The following is a 20,948-nucleotide window of genomic DNA, read 5'->3' as shown; positions in this document are numbered from 1 at the left end:
TAGAAAAAACTCGAAAATCATTCGTTATAAAACGAATAAGATGTATTTTTGCTCCCGAAACAACGAAATCAATTCTTGAAGAAGTTTATTATCATAGTACTTTCTTTTATGCTCTTAGTGCCATCATTTGGCAGTTTCTTTGTTTATACCTCATTCAAATTAAATCAGGACGAAATCTCGAAAACCATTTGTGTACAACGCAAAATGCTTTTTAATTCCTGTAACGGCCGTTGTGAACTTCAAAAAAGTTTAAAAAAATACGCCGACAATGAAAAGAAAATGCAAAACAACCTGAAAGAAAAATCAGAAGTGGTTTACATTCAAAATACTATTACAAACGAATTCAAATTAGTAGCAACAATAGAATCTAAAGCTAAACTTTTTGCTTCATTAGATGCAAAACCTATTGCGGTTTCAATCGCTACTTTTCGTCCTCCCTCCTATTTTATATAATTTTTTAAATCGCATTTCAATTTTCCTATTGAGATGATTATTTCGTTGTGCCAAAAACAATGAAATCGTGCTTACGCACTCCATACATTTAAAATTCAATTATATAAAAATTCATAAAATGAAAAATACTTTATACAAAGCACTTGCTCTTGCAGCAATTTCTATAGCATTAATTTCATGCTCAAACGACGATAATAAAAATGACACTTCAGGAAGCGGAAGCCTGGTCCTGGAGTACGACAACGGTTTTGGAGCAAACGATTTGATTCTAAACACACAAGGCAATACAACTTCGAACAATGAAGTATTAAAAATAAGCTTAGTAAAATATATCGTTAGCAATGTAGTTTTGACAAAAGCAGACGGAACTACTTTAGTCTACCCAAAAAGTAAAAGCTATTTTATTGCCGACGAAGGTTCTGCAGACGGACACGAATTTAAACTTACCGATATTCCTGCCGGTGATTATACTAAAGTAAAATTTGGAATTGGAGTTGATGAAGACCAATGGAAATTAGGTGCTGCCGGACAAGGCGATTTTTTGGCTAAAGCTGATAAAGCCGGCATGTTATGGTCTTGGGCTGCAGGATATAAATTCTTTGCGCTAGAAGGTACATTTACATCGCCAACCGTTACTACACCAACGCCTTTTATGATTCATACCGGTAAAACAGGAACTGATTATAATTATACTGAGGTTACACTTGATTTACCAACAAAAGCATTGGTTCGTACTACCATTACCCCAACAGTTCACTTCAAAATCGATTTGTCTAAAATTATTGACGGAACAAACAAAATCAAACTTTCTGACAATAACGCAGGCGGAATGGGCGCAATGATTATGGGCGGAGCGAACTTACCGCTAATTACTCAGAACATCTCGACTATGTTTAAAGTTGATCACGTACACAACGACTAATTTTATTTTAAGGAGCACAAAAGTTTCAGTTTACCAGAAATAACGTCCCGCTTTCGGCTTTATCTTTTTTATCAGCCGAGGCTGACAAAAAAGGATATCGCCTCTATCGGGGCTAAACAAGAACTTTTTGTACTTCTAATAATCCAAAGAACAATTGCGACAAAGCATTATTCCATTTATAATTTGTGCCAATTTGGGCAATTAGTGGTAAAAAACAAATCTGCTTGTTCTTTATAAATAAAAAATCATGCTGAAAATAAAACATTTTCTATGGCTAATGATTCCGTTGTTATGGAGCTGCTCTGATCAGGATGACGAATATGTAAATGTTCCCTTAGAATTTACCGTTCCGTCAAACTTTCCTGCTTTAGCGTACAATATTGCACTGAATCCGCCAACAGAAAAAGGATTTGAACTGGGTAAAAAACTATTCTACGACGGACGCTTAGCGTCAGATGGAGTAGTTTCCTGCGGATTTTGCCATATACAAGCCAATGCGTTTACACATCACGGACATACTGTAAGCCATGGTGTCGACAATGCGCAAGGAACCCGAAATACGCCATCTATTCAGAATCTGGCGTATCAGACTACATTTATGTATGACGGAGCCGCAGATCATTTAGACTTGCAACCGATAATCCCGCTTACGAGTAGTATCGAAATGAACGGAGATCTGAACGCCATTTTAAAAATGATGAAAGCGGACAAAGAGTATCAAAAACTATTTGGATTAGCTTTTGACGATGGTGCGATTACAACTGAAAATATGCTAAAAGCACTTTCGCAATTTATGGTGATGGTTACCTCATCGAATTCCAGATTTGATAAATACAGACGCAATGAGTCAGGCGGGAATTTAACCTCAGAGGAATTGGCAGGTTACGATTTATTCAAATCAAAATGCGCGTCTTGTCATGCGACGGATCTACAGACAGATAACTCTTTCCGTAATAACGGTTTAGCTGTAAACCCAATGGTAAATGATGTTGGGCGTTATAAAGTAACCGAATTAGCCAATGATTATTACAAATTCAAAGTGCCAAGTTTACGAAATGTAGAAGTTTCAGGTCCTTATATGCACGACGGAAGATTTGGAACCCTAGAAGGGGTTCTGGATCATTATGCAAGTGGAATAGAAAACTCGGCAACATTAGATCCGATATTAAAACAAAACGGAAAATTTGGAATTTCGCTTTCTGATACTGATAAAAAACAAATAATAGCTTTCCTGAAAACGCTAACTGACAATCAATATCTGACTGATAAACGTTTCTCAGAATATTAAAATTAGAAAAAAAACAGCCACAGATTGCACAGATTCTCACAGATTAAAAGAATCATTTAAATCTGTTTATTCCGATAGTTACCGGGAGTGGCAAAAAACATAATAAAAACCGGAGTCCCAGCCCCGATTGAAGTGGAAAGCCTTTTTGAAAAAAGACCTTATTTTTCTTGAGTTTATAAAGCGACCAACGGAAGCTTTGTAAACTTATAGAAAAATGGGATTTTGAGAAAAGCTTGCAACGGAAAGCGGGATCAGCTTCTAAAAAAAATGAAAATGAAAAAAATAATAGTAATGTTTGCCCTTTTGGCTGGATTTTCGGCCTTTAGTTTTACCGTAAAAGATAGTATTTCAGCCTTTACTTTTCAGCGTTTGGCCATGATGGAAGATTTTGACTGTGATGCTTGCGGTTGTTCTGCAAGTGGTGGAAGCATGGGTTTTGGTTCTATGCTGAACAATAATTTTGTGGGACTAAGATACATGAAACAAAGTTACACAAGCCGCGATGGGATCTTTGCCAATTCTCCCTGGATTGATGAAAACTTCAACACCATTCAGGCCTGGGCGCGAATTCCGATTACAGAGAAAATCCAGATTTCAGCTCTGGTCCCGTATCATTTTAATGAAAGAGCATTAACTGCCGGAACTGAAAATATTGAAGGTTTAGGCGACATTACCGTAATGGCTTTGTATACGGTTTTTGAAACAAAAAAAGACAGTACCTTTTTTACCCATAAAATAAATCTGGGCGGTGGTGTCAAACTTCCGACAGGGAAATTTAAAGAAGCAAATAATTTAGGAAGCGTGAACCAGAGTTTTCAGTTAGGAACCGGAAGCTGGGATTTTCCTGTGATTTCTGAATATGTAATCAAACATAAAAATTTGGGGTTAAACACAACATTGAACTATATCTTTAAAACGGAAAATAGTAAAAATTACCAATACGGTGATCAGTTTAATTATGCCGGAACCTTCTTTTATTTGTTCGATTTAAAATCAGTTCAGATTGTTCCGCAAGCTGGATTGGCAGGCGAAGTTTACCAAACCAACAAGCAATACGGTCTGGATTTACCCAATACAGCAGGTGATATTTTGTTTAGCAAATTTGGTATTGAAGCCGGAAAAGATAAGTTATCTGTTGGGTTAAATGTAATGTTGCCTATTAACCAAAATTTATCAAGTGGTAATATGGAGGCAAATTACAGATGGAGCATCAACTTAAATTATACTTTATAGTTTCATACTAAAGCATAAAATTTCACAATTTGTGCCCTTAGGCAACTAAATATTGGTAGAAAATATTAATCAAGAAATAAATTTAGCGTGCCGTAGGTAGGCAACAAAACGAGAATCATTGCGTACCTACGGCACGCCAACGAAATTTCAAATTAAATAAGCTACCAATATTACGTAGCTAAAGGTACATTTCAACTTTTAATTTGTATTTAAAATAAAGATTCAAAAAACAACGAAACAAGCTTTGAGAAAAATCGTCATTCTATTTCTTTCCTTTATGCTTTTAATGCCATCATTTGGCAGTTTCTGCGTTTATACCACATTCAAACTCAATCAGGAAGAAATTTCAAAAACGATTTGTATACAGCGCAAAATGGTTTTTAATTCTTGTAATGGTCGTTGTGAGCTTCAAAAAAGCCTTAAGAAATATACTGACAACGAAAAAAAAATGCAGGACAATCTGAAAGAAAAGGCAGAGGTAATTTATATACAAAACATTGCTGTAAGCCATTTCAAATTAGTCACAACAATAAAATCAAGAAAAGCCATTTTCGCTTATTTTGATAAAAAACCTATTTCGGTTTCCAATGCAACTTTTCATCCTCCCTCCTGTTTTATATAAATTTTTAGTCCCGCTTTTCAATTCTTTTGAAAAGCTTTTACTTGTATTCTACCAAAAAATACCAGTTACTTTTTAAAATTTATATCATTTAAAATGAAAAAAATATATTTTACCCTTTTAATCATTGGGCAATGTGTCTTAGCACAAAATAAAGCAGAAAAAGACACCACAAAATCGCAAGAACTGGATAACATTTTTATAACTGCCAATCGTACGGCTACTTTACGTAAAGAAACTCCGGTTGCCATTAGCAAAATTACAGCAAAAACCATCAACGAAACGAAAGCTACAGCCGTTTATGAAATCATCAATAAAACACCGGGAGTCTTAATGGTTAATTTAGGAAACGAGCAGCATATGATGTCTATTCGTCAGCCTATGACAACCAATGCTTATTATTTATATCTCGAAGATGGTTTGCCTATTCGTCCAATGGGAATCTTTAACCACAATGCTTTATTAGAAATTAATCAGTTCAATATACAAAGTATCGAGGTTGTAAAAGGTCCCGTTTCTTCTTTGTACGGTCCGGAAGCGGTTGGCGGAACGATTAATTTAATTTCACTAAAACCACCCGTTGACCCGGAATTTAAATTTGGTGTTCAGGCGGATAATTATGGTTACAGACGATTTCAGGCTGCTGGTGGGGCTACGATCGGGAAAGTTGGTTTTCATATTGCCGGAATTTCAAGTTTGCAGGAAAATGGCTGGATGACCTATTCTGATTATAACAAAGACAATCTGAATGCGAGAATCGATTATAACATCTCCTCTTCTACCCGATTAATTAGTACTACCATGTATGGAAAATATTACTCTGACATGAGCGGAACGGTGAATGAAGATGCTTTTAATAACAGAACCTACCAAAGTACTTCTAATTTTACCTATAGAAAATCTGATGCTTTACGAACCCGACTAACACTTGAACACGACTGGAACAGCAATTCTAGCAGCTATATTACAGGATATTTACGTGATAATAAATTAGGCCAAAATCCTTCATACGGAATCAGATGGAGCCCGACTGTAAATCCTGCCACAGCAAAAGGAGAAGTAAACTCAAACAACTTTAAAAGTTATGGAGCCATTGGGCAACACACTCAAAAATTCGATTTTTTAAACACCAAACTGGTAGCAGGAGCCTTATACGATTACTCTCCGGTAACGTATTGGTCTTATGTAATTGATTTAAAAGCCAATTTAAATCCCGGAGAAGCGGGAAAACAAACTGTTAGTTCTTATGAGATTGTGGCAGAACATCCCGACTCAAAACTAGCCGATTATACGGCTGATATCTTCAACGCTGCGGGATATGCGCAATTGAGTTTTAACCCGATCGAAAAACTGATTATCACTGTTGGCGGACGTTACGATAATATGAAGGTAAATTATAATAACGCCTTAGACCATTCTACAGGAAGCAAAGTTTATGACAAAATGACTTTTAAAGCAGGTGCCAATTACAACCCGTTTGAATTTGCTGGTTTTTATGGCAATTATTCACAAGGTTTTGCACCTCCCGGAATCACGTCTATTTTTAGAACAAAACCCGGAACTGGAGGAACAACGGGTGTTCCTGCTGATTTCTATTATAATTTAGACCCTGCAACCTTCAATAATTATGAAGTGGGCGGATGGTTTTCTTTTCTTCAAAACAAACTAAATTTTGACTACGCTTTGTATTATATGGAAGGTAAAAATGAATTATTAAACATTAAACTGGCAGACAATTCAACCGATTATCGTTCGGCTGGAGAAACGCGTCATAAAGGAATCGAATTTGGCGCTTCGTATCGTCCTTCAAAACAATTCAACATTCGTCTTGGCGGCACTTATGCACAACACACTTATATCGATTTTAAACTTTCAGACAAACCAAGCGATCCGGTTCAGGACTTAAACGGAAAAGAAATGCCTGCTGCCCCTAAATGGTCTGGAAATTCTGAGGTAAGTTATTACCCGAACTGGCTTCCAAACCTGAGAACTTCTGTAGAATGGCAACTTGTTGGGAGTTATTATCAGGATCAGATCAATACGGTAAAATATAGCGGTTACAACATCTTCAATGCCAGAGTAGGATACCAATGGAAAAAAGTTGAAGTATATGGAAACGTGCTTAACCTAACTGATAAATTATATGCATACAATGTTTCAAGAGCCAACACAGCAAACGCACAATCAACCTATACCGCAGCGGCTCCAAGAACATTTGTATTTGGAATACAGTATAATTTTTCATTAAAAAAATAGATGAAATTTATGCCACAGATTCAAAGGATTAAAAAAAATTATTTTAAAAATCATTTTAATCTGTGAAATCTGTGGCACTAAAAACTTCAATTAGACAAATCATAAAAACTCAATTATGAGCAAAGAAATAAAAAATAAAAAGTCCAGAAAGAAAGATTCAAAGTTTGTCAAGAAAGTCAAGCAGCACATGTACAAATGGCATCGAACTATTGGTTTAATTACCATTATTCCTGTTGTTTTATGGACTTTATCAGGTTTGATGCACCCGTTTATGGCGCATTTTTTTAAACCTGAAATTGCGCACGAAAAACTCGAAACACAGATCATTGACAAAAGTCAGTTGCACTTTTCGATTCAGGAGGTTTTACAGAAAAATGAACTAACGCAATTCAAAAATTTCAGAATCGTTACTTTTAACCATAAAACCTATTATCAGCTAAAAACTATAATTGGTGAATTATGGTATTTCGATGCTTCAACAGCTGAAAAATTGGAGAACGGAGATCAAAAATATGCCGAATGGCTTTCGCGATATTTTCTGGATGACCAAAAAAGTGTTGTAAAAAATAGTGAAGTTGTAACTGAATTTACTTCACAATACAAATACGTCAATCGTTATTTACCAGTTTACAAACTAAGTTTTGATCGTCCGGATGCCATGCAGGTTTATGTCGAAACGTCTTCGAGTAAATTGGCGACTTATAATCCAACCTCTAGACAAGCGTTTATCTGGTTCTTTGACACGTTTCATAACTGGTCGTTTATCGATGCAATATCAAATAACAGCATCCGAATCATTACAATGATTTTCTTATTGTCTATCATTGGATTTTCTGCGCTGAGCGGAATTTTAATCTATGGTTTATTATGGAAACAATTTAAGAAAACAGATAGTTTAGCCCCTAAAAAAGGACTTCGAAAATACCATCGCCAAATTGGGATTTGGGTTTCGCTTTTTACTTTGACATTCGCCTTTAGCGGAGCGTATCACGCCACAACAAAATGGAATCCGTATACTTTATCGCAAATGGTTTACGAACCTACATTCGAAACAAAAGAACTTCCAGTTGCGAATAATAAGCTGAATTTAGACTGGAGTCGTTTTCAAAATGTGAGTATTATTACGCTAAACGATACCACATATTACCGTTGTCAACTTGTAGCAAATATAAAATTCAAAACATCGAAATCAGATTCAAATTCAAAATGGAATAAAAAAGAAGATCCAAAATCCGAGGTCGTTTACATTAATGCCGCAAACAATAAAGTTACACCCAATCTCGATTTTCAATACGCTGAATTTCTTGCTTATTATTTTACAGACGGAGCTCCAAAAGCCGCCTGTTGCGAAATGGATCAAAGCTCAGATGAACCTCATACTTCTTTAGAAAACGTAAAATTACTAGAATCTAAGCTCTTAACTGATTTTAATAGTCGCGAATATGGTTTTGTCAACAAAAGATTGCCGGTGATAAAACTGGCGTATGATACACCTGAAAAAACAACGTATTTTATCGAAACTTCGACTTCAAGACTGGCTGCTGTAGTTAAGAATGGGGATATGATCGAAGGTTATTCGTTTGCCATCCTTCATAAATTTTTATTTATGGATTGGGCAGGGAAAAACATCCGGGATCTGACCATGGTTTTAGCGGCCTTGACAATTTTGATTGTTAGTGTTCTGGGGTTTATTTTGTTTTTGAAAAAATAACACTATTGTCAAATCGAGCGGAGTTGGGATTCTTTTGAATTTATAAGGGTTTCGAATCCGCTCAACCTGACAAAGTAATAGCCTCTTAGCAACTTATCGAGGATTTTCCTCAAAATATCTGGCCTCAATTCGCTTAATATCTTTTATCGAATTTTTAGCCCAGGCCAAACGTTTCTCCAGAATTTCATCATCTGATAAATGCCAGTTGATCTCTGATTTTTGCAATCTGTTTGTCAGGTTCTGAATGATGATGGCGGCAGAAACGGAAATATTTAAACTCTCTGTAAATCCTACCATTGGTATTTTAAGGAAACCATCTGCTCTTTCTAATATTTCAGCTGACAATCCGTCTCTTTCTGTTCCAAAAAATAAGGCACTTGGTTTTGAAATATCAAAATCTTCGAGCAAACAATCATTTTCATGAGGTGTTGTAGCAATGATTTGATATCCCTGATCTTTTAAAGTCGAAATGCAATTCGTAACTGAATCAAACTGATTGATATCTACCCATTTTTGGGCGCCCATTGCAATTTCTTTATCAATTTTTTTTCCGTAGCGTTGTTCGATGACGCTCAGTTCCTGAATCCCAAAAACCTCACAACTACGCATAACAGCACTTGTATTGTGCATCTGAAAAACATCTTCTACAACAACTGTAAAATGTTTCGTTCGGTTTCCAAGTACTTTTAAGAATTTTTCTTTGCGGTTATCTGTCAGTATATTTTCAAGAAAGGCGAGGTAATCTAAATCAATCATTTTATTTGTATTTTCCGCAAAAATACACCATAAATAAAACAGAAAGAAATTTCACCTGAATTTTCAATGCTTTAAATTGCAACAAGAGTATTGTTTAATTTTTCATACAGCATATTAAGTTTTGCAAAATCTATTGGTAACGCTTCATCTTTAAAAGAATCTCCTTCAAAAAGAGCATTTTCATTTTTAGAATGTTTTTTTAAACGTTCATACATTTTTTCAATTTCATCCTCAGGATAATTAACATCAATAAAAGATACAAATTTTGCTACGACATTTCTCATTCCGTCATTATAATTAAGCCCTGTCACATTTTGATCTGTTTCATAAAAATCCAAAAATCCCTGAAAATACTTCTCTAAAATTAATGCTCCATATTGCTGAAAACCAATCACATTGACTTCATTAGCAGTAATACCAAAAACATCGGGAGGTAACAAATTTGGAACCATATGCATTCCCTTCATTTTCTGATGAGATTTTAAAACTTCTGAAGGATTTCTGTAAAGCAAGGCAAAAGGCAGTTCAGGAAATAATTCCCTTAGATAATTGGCCTTAAAAATATGCCAGGCATCCAGTTTTATAATTAAATATTGTTGTTCCGAAAATCTTTTTTGGCCCAAAAATGCAATTACAGCTTTTAAAAAGACAGCTTTTTTATCTAAATTAAAAAGATCGCTTCTTAGAATCTCATCGATAATTGATGCCTCTGAAACCATAATGTTCTCAGAAGAAGTAGCTAAAGACTGGCTCAGCATCGTAGAACCACATCGCGATACATGAAAGACAAATCCTTTTAATTCTACCGTAAATATTGTTGAAGACCAATCGATCAGATTTTCTACTGTACTCACTACCTTAAAGGATTGTGAATTATAAGCATGACTTTTACACTTACCAATCGTTTCATCAAAAAAAGGATCAGTGTATTTTATATCTGCCAGATAAAGCCATTCAACATAAACTTCGCCATCTTTTTCTACTAACTTATAAGGAATCCAATTTAAAAGGGGATGGTTTACATTTTCCATTATTTCTATTTTATTTTGCTAATAAATCGGCAATAATTTTATCCGTTGCTTCTGATGGATTGCGCCTAAGCTCTGCAATAATTTCTTGCTTTACTTCATCTGAATATTGATTTTCATGTGGCGATGCCGTTATATTAAAACCCATTGCAGCAAATACGCTATCAGACCAATCATTTCGGATACAATCAATTGTGAGATGAATACGAGGCTCCTTACTTTTGTTTTCTACGCTATGCGGAAGCTGAAAATTAGCATACCAGCACTCGCCCATTTTCATCGGAACCCTTTTTTTATCTACATAAAAGAATACTTCATCATTCGTAATAACAGGAATATGAATTCTAAAAAATCCATCTTCATAAGAAGTATCATTATCAACATGCTCTTTGATTTCGCTTTGGGGTCCTAATCGAAGTAATCGCACTGCCTCTTTTTCGCATTCAAACCCATCCATAATCTCTTTGAAATAATGACAGCGATCCAGGAGATTCGTGTTTTTATATTCCATGTCCGGAAAAGATGTAATGTCATTTATCAAACCGGAATGTGATCTCAGAGAAACGCTTGTCCAATTTCCTTCATAACGACCTGTATTAAAATGAGGTGTCCATAAATCATTTTCGCAAATGGCGAGGTCTTTTTGTAATTTATCTATAGAAAAAGAAATGGGAAGTTGACTTGAAGAAGGATTCATATACTTTTAAAAGATTAAATTATTCAATATTCAGATAAATTATTAATGATAAAATTATAGAGTTTATTGGTAGAAAAAATTTCCGTTTCTATATCTGTTTTTAAAACTAAATCTGCATTTGCCGGTATCTCAAAAACATCACTTATTCCGGTAAAATGATTAATTTTATTAAGATCGCTATCAGGCAGCAACGCTTTTTTATACAATCCTTTTGGATCTCGCTTAATGAGATTATTTATGGAACAATCTAAATATACGGTTCTCACAAACTCATAAGTTCTTAATTCGTTGCGCAGATTTTCATAAGGATTAATGACTGACATTAAAACTATTGTATTTTCGTCAACAAAGTTTTGCCCTACCTTAAACAAACGCCTGATATTTTCGCATCTGTCTTCTTTGGAAAAACCTAAATCGCTGCAAATGGTTTTGCGATAGACATCTCCATCAACGATTTCGACCTTATAACTTTTATTCGTTAACAAATGACGAACATTTTGAGCCAATGTTGTTTTACCTGAACCTGATAATCCTGTAAACTGTATTAAAATCATTGAAACTCTGATTTGATTTGTAGCGCATTAAAAATAAACATTTTGTAAGACTCTTACAATAAGTATAATTACGCTTTTATTTTTTGCAAAAAGTAAAAGTTATAATATGCCTTTAGGTACATAATATAGTCTTTCACTTTTTTATCATCATAAATCATTATTTTTATCTTTTTAATTGAATAAAATGAAAAAGAAATTGGTTGTTTTAACCGGAGCTGGTATAAGTGCCGAAAGCGGCATCAAAACTTTTCGCGACAGCGACGGTTTATGGGAAGGTCATGATGTCATGGAAGTTGCTACTCCTGAAGGCTGGCGGAAAAATCAGGAATTGGTTTTGGATTTCTACAACAAAAGACGCCAACAACTTAAAGAAGTAAAGCCCAATTTAGGACATGAAATTCTGGCCGAATTAGAAAAGGATTTTGATGTGCACATTATTACGCAGAATGTTGATGACTTGCATGAACGGGCGGGAAGTACCAAAGTGTTGCATTTGCACGGAGAATTACTCAAAGTAAGAAGTACCCGAAATCGGGATTTAATTCTGGACTGGACCGATGATTTGTATACGGGTGACCTGGACGAAAACGGACATCAGTTGCGACCCCATATTGTTTGGTTTGGCGAAGAGGTTCCCGCACTTGAAGAAGCAATTGAAATTACTGAAACCGCTGATTATTTTGCTGTAATTGGAACGTCGCTGCAAGTATATCCCGCAGCAGGATTAATTTCATACACCTATAGCATTACACCGGTTTTTTATATTGACCCAAAGCCTGTTGCGATCCCGAATATTCAGAATAAGGTAGAAATTATTGCTAAAATAGCTTCTGAAGGTGTAGCTGAATTAAGAGAACGATTAAAATTAATTGAGATCAAAAATTAAACACAAATTTTACGAATTGACAGTATTATATTGATCTAGAAATTATATTAACTGACTTCTTTTTTAAATATTTAATCGTAAAAAATTAAAACAAATCAAGTTCGTTAAAATTTCTGAAATTCGTGTTTACTATTTTTTACTTTTTAGTCTTTTTCGCCTGACAATTGACTACCTGATTACTTTTAATCCGCAAATTCTGTTTATATTTGTGCCTTTCGAAAAACAACATAACAATGACTACTTTAAACGAATTGAATGCTATATCACCAATCGACGGACGATATAGAAGTAAGACCCTTTCATTAGCACCATTTTTCTCTGAAGAAGCTTTAATCAAATACCGTGTATTAGTTGAGATTGAATACTTTATTGCGTTGTGCGAAATACCTTTGCCACAACTTGCAGGTGTAAACCCAAATTTATTTGACAGTTTACGTGATATCTATAAAAATTTCTCTACAGCAGATGCTCTTTGGATAAAGGAAACAGAGAAAGTAACCAACCACGACGTAAAAGCGGTTGAATATTTTATCAAAGATGCTTTTGAAAAATTAGGTTTATCTCAATACAAAGAATTCATTCACTTTGGTTTAACGTCTCAGGATATTAATAATACTGCGATTCCGCTTTCTACAAAGGATGCTTTTGAGCAAGTTTATATGCCTTCTTTAATTGCTTTAATTTCTAAATTAAAAGAATTAAGCGTAGAATGGAAGGACATTCCGATGTTGGCACGGACACACGGACAACCAGCCTCTCCTACTCGTTTAGGAAAAGAAATACAAGTATTTGTAGAACGTTTAGAAGAGCAACTACGTTTGTTGTTTAACATTCCGTTCGCTGCTAAATTTGGTGGTGCAACCGGAAACTACAATGCACATCATGTAGCATACCCGCAAATCGACTGGAAAAAATTTGGTAGTAAGTTTGTTGAAACAGATCTTGGCCTGCACCACTCGTTTCCAACAACTCAAATTGAGCACTACGATCATTTTGCTGCATTTTTTGATGCTTTAAAAAGGATCAACACGATTATTATCGATTTAGATCGCGATATCTGGACGTATGTTTCAATGGATTATTTTAAACAAAGAATCAAAGCGGGAGAAATTGGATCTTCGGCCATGCCTCATAAAGTGAACCCTATTGATTTTGAAAACTCAGAAGGAAACTTAGGAATCGCCAATGCTATTTTTGAACACTTATCAGCTAAACTGCCAATCTCCAGATTGCAACGCGACTTGACTGACAGTACTATTTTACGTAATATTGGTGTGCCAATCGGGCATACTATTATTGCTTTTGAAGCCTCTCTAAAAGGACTGAATAAATTGCTTCTGAATGAGGCTAAATTTGCTGAAGATTTAGAAAAAAACTGGGCTGTGGTAGCAGAAGCTATTCAAACGATTTTACGTCGTGAAGCCTATCCAAATCCTTACGAAGCTTTGAAAGGTTTAACCCGAACAAACGAAGCTATTGATAAAAAAGCGATTCACAATTTTATTGCAACTTTAGAAGTTTCTGACGCTGTCAGAGCCGAATTAATGGCCATAACTCCTGGCAATTATGTAGGAATTTAAAGAAAAATAAAAATATTTTCTCAAAAAAAGCTATCTTTATCGAGATAGCTTTTTTTATTTAAACTGTGAAATTAGCCCGGATTATTTCACCTGACTTTTATTTTTATAGGAGTTCAGTCAATATATTTAAAATGAAAAGCCTTTTGCTCAAAAAAATCTATTTTTTTTCAGAAACAGAGCGACAAACGGAAGCTCTTGTAGCTGCGTTAAAAATATTTTTTTTGAGCAAAAGCTTGAAATAAAAAACCGGATTAGCTCCTTAATACTAAATACCACTTTATGATTGCCTTAAGCGCCGCTGCAGAAACTACACACCACTTACAACCACTTATAAGCGACTTGGGATTAATCCTGATGACCGCAGGAATTGCTGTTTTAATATTTAAAAAAATGAAACAGCCGCTCGTTTTAGGCTATTTGATTGCCGGATTTTTGGCTGGAAACCACTTTGATTTTTTTCCCTCAATTACTGACATGAAAAGTGTTGAGGTCTGGGCTGAAATTGGGGTAATCTTTTTATTGTTTAGTCTGGGGCTCGAATTTAGTTTTAAGAAATTAATGAAAGTTGGAGGAACATCCTCTATTACCGCCATAACCCAAATTTTATCCATGACCCTTATTGGTTACTGTGTTGGTCAATGGATGGGCTGGGAAAAAATGGACAGTATTTTTCTTGGAGCTACACTTTCTATTTCGTCTACAACCATTATTATTCGTGCGTTTGATGAGCTGGGAGTGAAAGGAAAAAAGTTTGTTGGTATTGTATTTGGCGCTTTAATTGTCGAAGATATTGTAGCAATCCTGATGTTGGTTTTACTATCTACAATTGCAGTTAGCGATCAGGTTTCCGGTGCTGAGTTATTGCAATCCGTTTTAAAATTAATATTCTTTTTAATCATTTGGTTTTTAGGCGGAATTTTTATTATTCCGACAATCCTGAAGAAAGCAAAACATCTTTTGACAGACGAAATGCTGTTGATTATTTCGTTAGCACTTTGTTTGATGATGGTGATGTTTGCTGCCAATGTTGGGTTCTCGCCTGCTTTGGGTGCTTTTATAATGGGTTCTATTATTGCTGAAACAACTCAGGCAGAAAAAATAGAGCACCTGATTCAGCCTGTAAAAGATTTATTTGGTGCTGTTTTCTTTGTATCGGTTGGGATGTTGATCAACCCTGATACCTTGGTTACTTATGCATTGCCGGTTGCTCTTATTACCCTTATCACTATTTTTGGAAAAGCCATTAGTTCTTCTATTGGAGCTTTGTTATCAGGACAACCTCTTAAACAGTCTGTTCAAACCGGAATGAGTTTGGCACAAATTGGGGAATTCTCTTTTATCATTGCTACTTTAGGTATGACGCTTAAGGTGACCAGTGATTTTTTATATCCCATAATTGTAGCGGTTTCTGCTATTACAACTTTTACAACTCCGTTTCTGATTAAATATTCTGATCCCTTTTCCGGATATTTAGAGCGAAAATTACCTAAAAAATGGGTTAAAAATATCAATCGCTATAGTGTAAATGCACAAGCAATCAAATCAGTTAGTACCTGGCAAGTTGTTCTTCGCGCTTCTGTTACACAAATTATATTGCACACTATAATTATTACGGCGATAATCCTGTTATCATCAAAATTTGTTGCTCCGCTGGTTGCTGACACACGATTTGGAAATACTTTGGCAGCATTAATAACCCTGGTTATAATTGCACCATTTTTATGGGCACTTTCGTTACGCCGTGTAAAAGTAAACGAAGTAGAAACTTTATGGGAAGAACGAAAATATCGTGGCGCTCTTTTGATGCTGATTTTAATCAGAATGAGCCTTGGTTTATTTTTCGTTGGATTTTTACTGAATATTTTCTTCTCTCCTTTAGTTGCTTTTGTTGCCTTGATAATTGCTATTGGAGCGTATCAATTGTTTCCTAAAAAACTGAACGAGCAGTACCATAAAATTGAGAATCATTTTTTGAAGAATCTTAACGATCGTGAAAACAAAAAAATCGACAGAAGATATGCCAATTTAATGCCGTGGGACGGTCACATGTCTATTTTTGATATTGGAAAAGAATCTAACCTCGCCGGGAAAACTTTGCAGGAACTACGCATTCGTGAAAATATGGGAATCAACATTGCTTTTATCAGACGTGGTGAAATCACAATCCCAATTCCGACTAAAAACGAACGTTTGTTTCCTGGCGATGAAATTTGTGTTATTGGTACAGATGAGCAAATTGCACAATTTACCAATTATCTTCAAAGTGAAGTTGAAGCGACTAAAAACCTTGAAGAATCAGAAATTGTATTACGTCAATTAGAGATTTCTAATGAAAATTTTATTCAAAAAAGCATTGGTCAATTTAGAGAAAAAACGGGTGGGCTTGTTGTTGGAATTGAGCGAAACGGTAATCGAATTTTAAATCCGGAATCGCACCTGATCTTAGAGAAAAATGATATTATCTGGGTCGTTGGAGATAAAAAACGAATGAACGATTTGATGAAAGGCAGTGTACATGTAGCATTATAACATGCATATAAAGCTGCTAAGGTATTAAGTTTCTAAGACACTACGTTTTTTTATATAAAAACTGTTTAAATCTTAGAAACTTAATACCTCAGCAACTTATAAACTTATTTATTCGGTTGCGGTGTCATTCGCAAATACGGTTTTATAGGTGTATGTCCTTTTGGGAATTTTGCCGGAATATCACTATCCGGAACAGCTGGTGTAATGACTACATCTTGTCCGTCTTTCCAATTCGCAGGAGTTGCCACGCTATAATTTGCCGTTAATTGCAAGCTATCAATAACACGAAGCAATTCGTCAAAATTTCTTCCTGTAGAAGCCGGATAAGTCAGTGTTAACTTTATTTTTTTATCTGGCCCAATTACAAAAACAGAACGCACTGTAAACTTCTCGCTTGCATTAGGATGCAGCATATCGTATAAAGTTGCTATCTTTTTATCTTCGTCAGCAATTATTGGAAAATTAACTACTGTATTTTGGGTTTCGTTGATGTCTTTGATCCACTCTTTATGAGACTCCAGGCCATCAACACTTAAAGCAATAACTTTAGTATTTCTTTTTTTAAATTCAGGAACATAATTGGCAACTGTCCCTAATTCAGTTGTACAAACAGGTGTAAAATCTGCAGGATGTGAAAATAAAACACCCCAGGAATCGCCTAACCATTCATGAAATTGAATTGGGCCTTCGGTTGTTTCTGCATGAAAATCCGGAGCAATATCTCCTAATCTTAAGGTTGACATAAGTATATTTTTTTTAGTTCCTCTAAAATTAGTCAAAAAAGGCATAAAGAAAACACGGATTTTAAAAAAAAAAGTTAAAATTCTATTTTCTCTATCGAATTAATATTTTAAAACTAAATAAAACGTACCACAAAGTACCAAATAGCGAGGGTTATAAAGGAAATCGGAATTCCAAAACCTATCATCATACTGCTTAATTTTGGCTTTAACCCATAAGTCGATGCCAAAATTGCACCGGTAATCATGGGTGCCATGGCCATTTCTATAATTGTTATTTTAATCGCTTCAGAATGTTGGTTAAAAACAAAAACATACAAAACCAAAATTATAAATGGCGTTATTATAAGTCTGAAGAAAAGTCCGAGTCGCAGAAATCGCCAATGTTGGCTTTTTCGGTCAAAAGTCAATTGCAATCCTACGGATAATAAAGCCAGCGGTGTTACCAAACCTCCGATTTTCAGTAAAACAGATTGAAGATTTAAATCTAAATCGTAGTGAAAAATATTCATTGAACACGCGACAACAAAAGTAATGAAGGGCGGAAAAAAGATTATTTTTTTTAAAATGCTAAAAGTGTCCGGACTTCCTTTTGAATAAAAAGCCGCTACAAATACTCCTAAAGTTGAGACCACTACAAAAGTTCCGGGCTGGTCCACAAGAATGGCTGTTTCTAAACCTTTCTTACCAAATAAAGCTTCGATGATAGGATATCCAAGAAAGGATGAATTACTTAATCCTGCTGTCAGGACTAAACAACCAATGAGTTTATTAGACCAACCCAATCTCTTTCCTAAAAAATGAAAAAAGACAAAGGCCAATAAAAAACTAATCCACCCCGCTAATATGGGAAACAGTAATTCATTACTCCATTTTATCTTCGGAATGTGATATAAAGTAATTGCCGGCAAACAGATGTAAATTACAATCTTATTTAACACCTTATAAATATGGGTTGGAAATTGCTTAATATGTTGCAGAATCAAACCCAGGGCAAGAAAGAAAAATATCAGAATAAAATTGTTCATGGCGCCAAAAACATCAAAAATACGTTATACAAATTGCAAGATTAAAGCAACCAAACATTTTAGCTTCCATAGTCTTTTTTTAATTTCCTCATTACCATTCTGACACCATTGACAGTAGCCTCATTAAAGGAATTGGTAAAAATAATATAACCAATAAACTTTTTCCTGTCAATAGCAGCAATTGTATAATAGGTTCCGGCAGTTCCTGAATGCGTCGAGAAATCCTGATTATTCTCATAACTATTAAACCAACCCAGCGAATATCCTTCTATTCCTTTATGAATAAAATGATAAGTACTTGCTTTTAAATAATTATCATGACCTTGAAGTCCTTGAATATTAAGCTGAATAAATTTTATATAATCAGTCAGTTTTACATTAATATCGCCGGCAGGTTCTGTATAATCTAAACGATAATCTGTGTTCGAAGGAACGGGGCTTAATTTATTATTCTCAAATGAATGTCCCCAGGTATCTTTGGCACTAATATTTTCCGGCCAGGACAATTTAACATCCAGTTTTAAATCCTCATTAAACACTTTATCAACTAATTGTTCCCAACTTTTTCTGGTCACTTTTTCGAGCATCATGGTAGCCAGCGTGTAGCCTGCATTAGAATACACATATTTATGTTCTGAATCAATTTCGGCAGGATTTAATGTTAATACAAACTTCCCGAACTGATTTCTTTTTTGCTGACTATTTCCCTTAAAATCAGGAACCAAAGGATCATTTTCGCCCTGAAAAGGCTGAATACCGGCCTGATGCGATACTAATTTTTCGAGTGTTATATCATAATAAACAGCTTTTGATGTTTTCTTCAAATCCGGAAAAACAGCAAAGAATTTTGTGTCCCATTTCAAATTTCCTTTTTCAACATATTTAGCAATGATAAAAGCAGTCATTGCTTTTGTATTTGAACCTATATGAAACCGATCATTTAAAGTGGCTGCATCCGTTAAATCTACAGAATGCCGTCCCGCAGTATTAATCTCTAAAATCTTGTCTCCGGTTACGACTGCATAGCTTAGTTCGGGAATAGCATTTGATATGCGAACTGAATCAGCATATTGAGCATGGTCCTGCCCGTACATAAAAGTTGACAAGCAATAGAAAAAAATAAATCCTAATTTAAGTTTCATTCTAAGAGGTGATTAGTTTACCGACTACAAATCTAATATTAATAAAAAAGAAGCACGGGTTGAAGTTGTTTTATTTTCTTTCTCTTTAAAGTTTAATCACAAAAATTAATTTTTCGTTAAAATCTTTTTTTATCGAGTGAAACCTAACTACATTTGTAACATATTTTATTACAGTATGATTTCAGGTAAATTTGCCATAACGATTCACATTCTAACTTTACTCACTAAATACCCAAATGATTATTTATCATCTGAGCATATTGCGGGAAGTATAAATTTAAATCCTGTTTTGGTTCGAAAAGAAATTGCAAACCTGAAAGCGCATCATATTGTAGAAAGTAAAGAAGGTAAAAACGGCGGTACTAAACTATCAGTAGATCCTTCGAATATTACGTTAAAAGAAATATTTGAAATGACTTTTGAAACCATTAATTTAGGTTATGCTAAAAATCAGCCCAATCCGGCTTGTCCCGTTGGAAAAAAAATAAATGAGAACTTAAGTTCCTTATATGCTGATATGAATCAAAAAGTTAGTTTACAATTAGAAGGTATTTCCTTAGAAGATTTTTCAAATCAATTCTAAAACTATTTTTTTACATAAAACTGTAACGTTTTTTATTACTAATTAAATTTATATATTATGAAAATCGCAATTATTGGAGCAACAGGATTTGTTGGCTCAACCATTTTAAATGAATTAGCAAGCAGAAATCACGACATTACTGCCATTGCCAGAACTCCAAACGATACCAAAAACGTTAAATGGGTAAAAGCAGATATTTTTAATATAGACTCTTTGGCTGAAACTCTTAAAGGAAATGATGTTATTATTAACGCTTATAATCCGGGTTGGACAAATCCTAACTATACTGATGATTTCAAGAATGGATCAAAAGCAATTCAGGAAGCTGCAAAAAAATCTGGCGTAAAACGTTTTATCACTATTGGAGGTGGCGGAAGTTTATTCGTTGCTCCAGGCGTACAAGCAGTTGATACTCCTGATTTCCCAAAAGAATATCATGATGCGGCATCTGCTGCGAGAGATTACCTCAACGTTATTAAGGAAGAAAAAGATTTGGATTGGGCCTTTTTTAGTCCTGCTTTCGAAATGCACGCTGGTATTACAACCGGAAGAACAGGAAGATACCGTTTAGGTTTAGAAAATCCGGTTTTTAATGACGAACAAAGAAGTATTCTTTCTGTAGAAGATTTAGCGGTTGTTATAGCTGATGAAACCGAAACTCCAAAACATCACCAGGTTCGATTTACTGCGGGTTATTAATTTTTATTTTTAGCCACGAATTACACAAATTTTCACGAATTAGACTTCAGTACTATATGTCATCCTGATAGAGGAAGGATCTCCGTAAGCAGCTCGACAAAGATTGGAGATTTTGAATCGGAGTTTCCTGCGAAGATCCTTCCTCTATCAGGATGACAAAAATGCGCTACAAATTCGTGAAAATTCGTGTAATTCGTGGCAAACTAACTTTTTGAAACTGTTTTTGTTTTCTGTACTTTTACAC

19 protein-coding genes are annotated in these 20,948 nt (G+C 34.9%); 12 read left to right on the top strand and 7 right to left on the bottom strand.

The window, feature by feature from the left end:
- Positions 1-75 precede the first annotated feature (75 nt).
- The 7 genes from ACQY44_RS07930 (at position 76) to ACQY44_RS07900 (ending at position 8,482) form a co-directional block, all read left to right on the top strand.
- The gene (locus ACQY44_RS07930; protein ID WP_428229846.1) at positions 76-453 is read left to right on the top strand and encodes a hypothetical protein; all 378 of its coding nucleotides are present in this window, start codon (positions 76-78) and stop codon (positions 451-453) included.
- Positions 454-571: 118 nt separating this feature from the next.
- The gene (locus ACQY44_RS07925) at positions 572-1,375 is read left to right on the top strand and encodes an MbnP family protein (RefSeq protein ID WP_428229845.1); all 804 of its coding nucleotides are present in this window, start codon (positions 572-574) and stop codon (positions 1,373-1,375) included.
- Between the two features lie 247 nt (positions 1,376-1,622).
- Positions 1,623-2,663, top strand: coding sequence for a cytochrome-c peroxidase (locus tag ACQY44_RS07920; protein ID WP_428229844.1), 1,041 nt, complete (start codon positions 1,623-1,625; stop codon positions 2,661-2,663).
- A gap of 273 nt (positions 2,664-2,936) precedes the next feature.
- Positions 2,937-3,896 carry a transporter gene (locus ACQY44_RS07915; RefSeq protein WP_428229843.1) on the top strand — a complete coding sequence of 320 codons (960 nt, stop codon included), beginning with the start codon at positions 2,937-2,939 and terminating at the stop codon, positions 3,894-3,896.
- Positions 3,897-4,140: 244 nt separating this feature from the next.
- A complete protein-coding gene (locus tag ACQY44_RS07910) occupies positions 4,141-4,518 on the top strand; it encodes a hypothetical protein (RefSeq protein WP_428229842.1) in 378 nt (125 codons plus the stop codon).
- Between the two features lie 93 nt (positions 4,519-4,611).
- On the top strand, positions 4,612-6,771 hold the full coding sequence (locus ACQY44_RS07905) for a TonB-dependent receptor (RefSeq protein WP_428229841.1): 2,160 nt from the start codon (positions 4,612-4,614) through the stop codon (positions 6,769-6,771).
- 115 nt (positions 6,772-6,886) lie between these two features.
- Complete coding sequence (locus ACQY44_RS07900; RefSeq protein WP_428229840.1) at positions 6,887-8,482, top strand: PepSY domain-containing protein; 1,596 nt, start codon at positions 6,887-6,889, stop codon at positions 8,480-8,482.
- A gap of 93 nt (positions 8,483-8,575) precedes the next feature.
- Here the strand turns inward: ACQY44_RS07900 and ACQY44_RS07895 are convergent, their stop codons facing one another.
- The 4 genes from ACQY44_RS07895 to cysC form a co-directional block, all read right to left on the bottom strand.
- A complete protein-coding gene (locus ACQY44_RS07895) occupies positions 8,576-9,238 on the bottom strand; it encodes a TrmH family RNA methyltransferase (RefSeq protein WP_428229839.1) in 663 nt (220 codons plus the stop codon).
- 71 nt (positions 9,239-9,309) lie between these two features.
- The gene (locus ACQY44_RS07890) at positions 9,310-10,269 is read right to left on the bottom strand and encodes a sulfotransferase family protein (protein WP_428229838.1); all 960 of its coding nucleotides are present in this window, start codon (positions 10,267-10,269) and stop codon (positions 9,310-9,312) included.
- A gap of 10 nt (positions 10,270-10,279) precedes the next feature.
- Complete coding sequence (locus tag ACQY44_RS07885; protein ID WP_428229837.1) at positions 10,280-10,963, bottom strand: aspartyl/asparaginyl beta-hydroxylase domain-containing protein; 684 nt, start codon at positions 10,961-10,963, stop codon at positions 10,280-10,282.
- A gap of 23 nt (positions 10,964-10,986) precedes the next feature.
- Positions 10,987-11,517, bottom strand: a complete 531-nt coding sequence (gene cysC, locus ACQY44_RS07880; protein ID WP_428229836.1) for an adenylyl-sulfate kinase — start codon at positions 11,515-11,517, stop codon at positions 10,987-10,989.
- Positions 11,518-11,701: 184 nt separating this feature from the next.
- Here cysC and ACQY44_RS07875 point away from each other — a divergent pair, with 184 nt between their 5' ends.
- The 3 genes from ACQY44_RS07875 (at position 11,702) to ACQY44_RS07865 (ending at position 16,512) form a co-directional block, all read left to right on the top strand.
- Positions 11,702-12,403: an SIR2 family NAD-dependent protein deacylase gene (locus tag ACQY44_RS07875; protein ID WP_428229835.1), complete on the top strand. Its 702-nt coding sequence runs from the start codon at positions 11,702-11,704 to the stop codon at positions 12,401-12,403.
- Between the two features lie 233 nt (positions 12,404-12,636).
- Positions 12,637-13,983: an adenylosuccinate lyase gene (gene purB, locus ACQY44_RS07870; RefSeq protein ID WP_428229834.1), complete on the top strand. Its 1,347-nt coding sequence runs from the start codon at positions 12,637-12,639 to the stop codon at positions 13,981-13,983.
- A 279-nt stretch (positions 13,984-14,262) separates the two neighbouring features.
- On the top strand, positions 14,263-16,512 hold the full coding sequence (locus ACQY44_RS07865) for a cation:proton antiporter (RefSeq protein WP_428229833.1): 2,250 nt from the start codon (positions 14,263-14,265) through the stop codon (positions 16,510-16,512).
- 104 nt (positions 16,513-16,616) lie between these two features.
- Here ACQY44_RS07865 and ACQY44_RS07860 read toward each other — a convergent pair whose 3' ends face one another.
- The 3 genes from ACQY44_RS07860 to ACQY44_RS07850 form a co-directional block, all read right to left on the bottom strand.
- Complete coding sequence (locus tag ACQY44_RS07860; RefSeq protein ID WP_428229832.1) at positions 16,617-17,255, bottom strand: peroxiredoxin; 639 nt, start codon at positions 17,253-17,255, stop codon at positions 16,617-16,619.
- Between the two features lie 113 nt (positions 17,256-17,368).
- Positions 17,369-18,280, bottom strand: a complete 912-nt coding sequence (locus ACQY44_RS07855; protein WP_428229831.1) for an AEC family transporter — start codon at positions 18,278-18,280, stop codon at positions 17,369-17,371.
- Between the two features lie 59 nt (positions 18,281-18,339).
- The gene (locus tag ACQY44_RS07850) at positions 18,340-19,422 is read right to left on the bottom strand and encodes a serine hydrolase domain-containing protein (RefSeq protein ID WP_428229830.1); all 1,083 of its coding nucleotides are present in this window, start codon (positions 19,420-19,422) and stop codon (positions 18,340-18,342) included.
- Between the two features lie 175 nt (positions 19,423-19,597).
- Between ACQY44_RS07850 and ACQY44_RS07845 the strand changes: the two genes are divergently transcribed.
- Positions 19,598-20,005 carry an RrF2 family transcriptional regulator gene (locus ACQY44_RS07845; RefSeq protein WP_428229829.1) on the top strand — a complete coding sequence of 136 codons (408 nt, stop codon included), beginning with the start codon at positions 19,598-19,600 and terminating at the stop codon, positions 20,003-20,005.
- 57 nt (positions 20,006-20,062) lie between these two features.
- Positions 20,063-20,704, top strand: a complete 642-nt coding sequence (locus ACQY44_RS07840; protein WP_428229828.1) for an NAD(P)-dependent oxidoreductase — start codon at positions 20,063-20,065, stop codon at positions 20,702-20,704.
- Positions 20,705-20,948 lie beyond the last annotated feature (244 nt).

Source organism: Flavobacterium sp., from assembly GCF_965277525.1.
GTDB lineage: Bacteria > Bacteroidota > Bacteroidia > Flavobacteriales > Flavobacteriaceae > Flavobacterium.
The sequence above is the reverse complement of the archived record's forward strand: the minus strand, read 5'-3'. Positions and strand labels throughout refer to the sequence as shown.

What these genes read in the sequence shown, in the direction of transcription:
- ACQY44_RS07925 (WP_428229845.1), top strand. Translation starts at nt 572, where the DNA reads ATGAAAAATACTTTATACAAAGCACTTGCTCTTGCAGCAATTTCTATA.
- ACQY44_RS07920 (WP_428229844.1), top strand. Translation starts at nt 1,623, where the DNA reads ATGCTGAAAATAAAACATTTTCTATGGCTAATGATTCCGTTGTTATGG.
- ACQY44_RS07915 (WP_428229843.1), top strand. Translation starts at nt 2,937, where the DNA reads ATGAAAAAAATAATAGTAATGTTTGCCCTTTTGGCTGGATTTTCGGCC.
- ACQY44_RS07905 (WP_428229841.1), top strand. Translation starts at nt 4,612, where the DNA reads ATGAAAAAAATATATTTTACCCTTTTAATCATTGGGCAATGTGTCTTA.
- ACQY44_RS07900 (WP_428229840.1), top strand. Translation starts at nt 6,887, where the DNA reads ATGAGCAAAGAAATAAAAAATAAAAAGTCCAGAAAGAAAGATTCAAAG.
- ACQY44_RS07895 (WP_428229839.1), bottom strand. Translation starts at nt 9,238, where the DNA reads ATGATTGATTTAGATTACCTCGCCTTTCTTGAAAATATACTGACAGAT.
- ACQY44_RS07890 (WP_428229838.1), bottom strand. Translation starts at nt 10,269, where the DNA reads ATGGAAAATGTAAACCATCCCCTTTTAAATTGGATTCCTTATAAGTTA.
- ACQY44_RS07885 (WP_428229837.1), bottom strand. Translation starts at nt 10,963, where the DNA reads ATGAATCCTTCTTCAAGTCAACTTCCCATTTCTTTTTCTATAGATAAA.
- cysC (WP_428229836.1), bottom strand. Translation starts at nt 11,517, where the DNA reads ATGATTTTAATACAGTTTACAGGATTATCAGGTTCAGGTAAAACAACA.
- ACQY44_RS07875 (WP_428229835.1), top strand. Translation starts at nt 11,702, where the DNA reads ATGAAAAAGAAATTGGTTGTTTTAACCGGAGCTGGTATAAGTGCCGAA.
- purB (WP_428229834.1), top strand. Translation starts at nt 12,637, where the DNA reads ATGACTACTTTAAACGAATTGAATGCTATATCACCAATCGACGGACGA.
- ACQY44_RS07865 (WP_428229833.1), top strand. Translation starts at nt 14,263, where the DNA reads ATGATTGCCTTAAGCGCCGCTGCAGAAACTACACACCACTTACAACCA.
- ACQY44_RS07860 (WP_428229832.1), bottom strand. Translation starts at nt 17,255, where the DNA reads ATGTCAACCTTAAGATTAGGAGATATTGCTCCGGATTTTCATGCAGAA.
- ACQY44_RS07855 (WP_428229831.1), bottom strand. Translation starts at nt 18,280, where the DNA reads ATGAACAATTTTATTCTGATATTTTTCTTTCTTGCCCTGGGTTTGATT.
- ACQY44_RS07850 (WP_428229830.1), bottom strand. Translation starts at nt 19,422, where the DNA reads ATGAAACTTAAATTAGGATTTATTTTTTTCTATTGCTTGTCAACTTTT.
- ACQY44_RS07845 (WP_428229829.1), top strand. Translation starts at nt 19,598, where the DNA reads ATGATTTCAGGTAAATTTGCCATAACGATTCACATTCTAACTTTACTC.
- ACQY44_RS07840 (WP_428229828.1), top strand. Translation starts at nt 20,063, where the DNA reads ATGAAAATCGCAATTATTGGAGCAACAGGATTTGTTGGCTCAACCATT.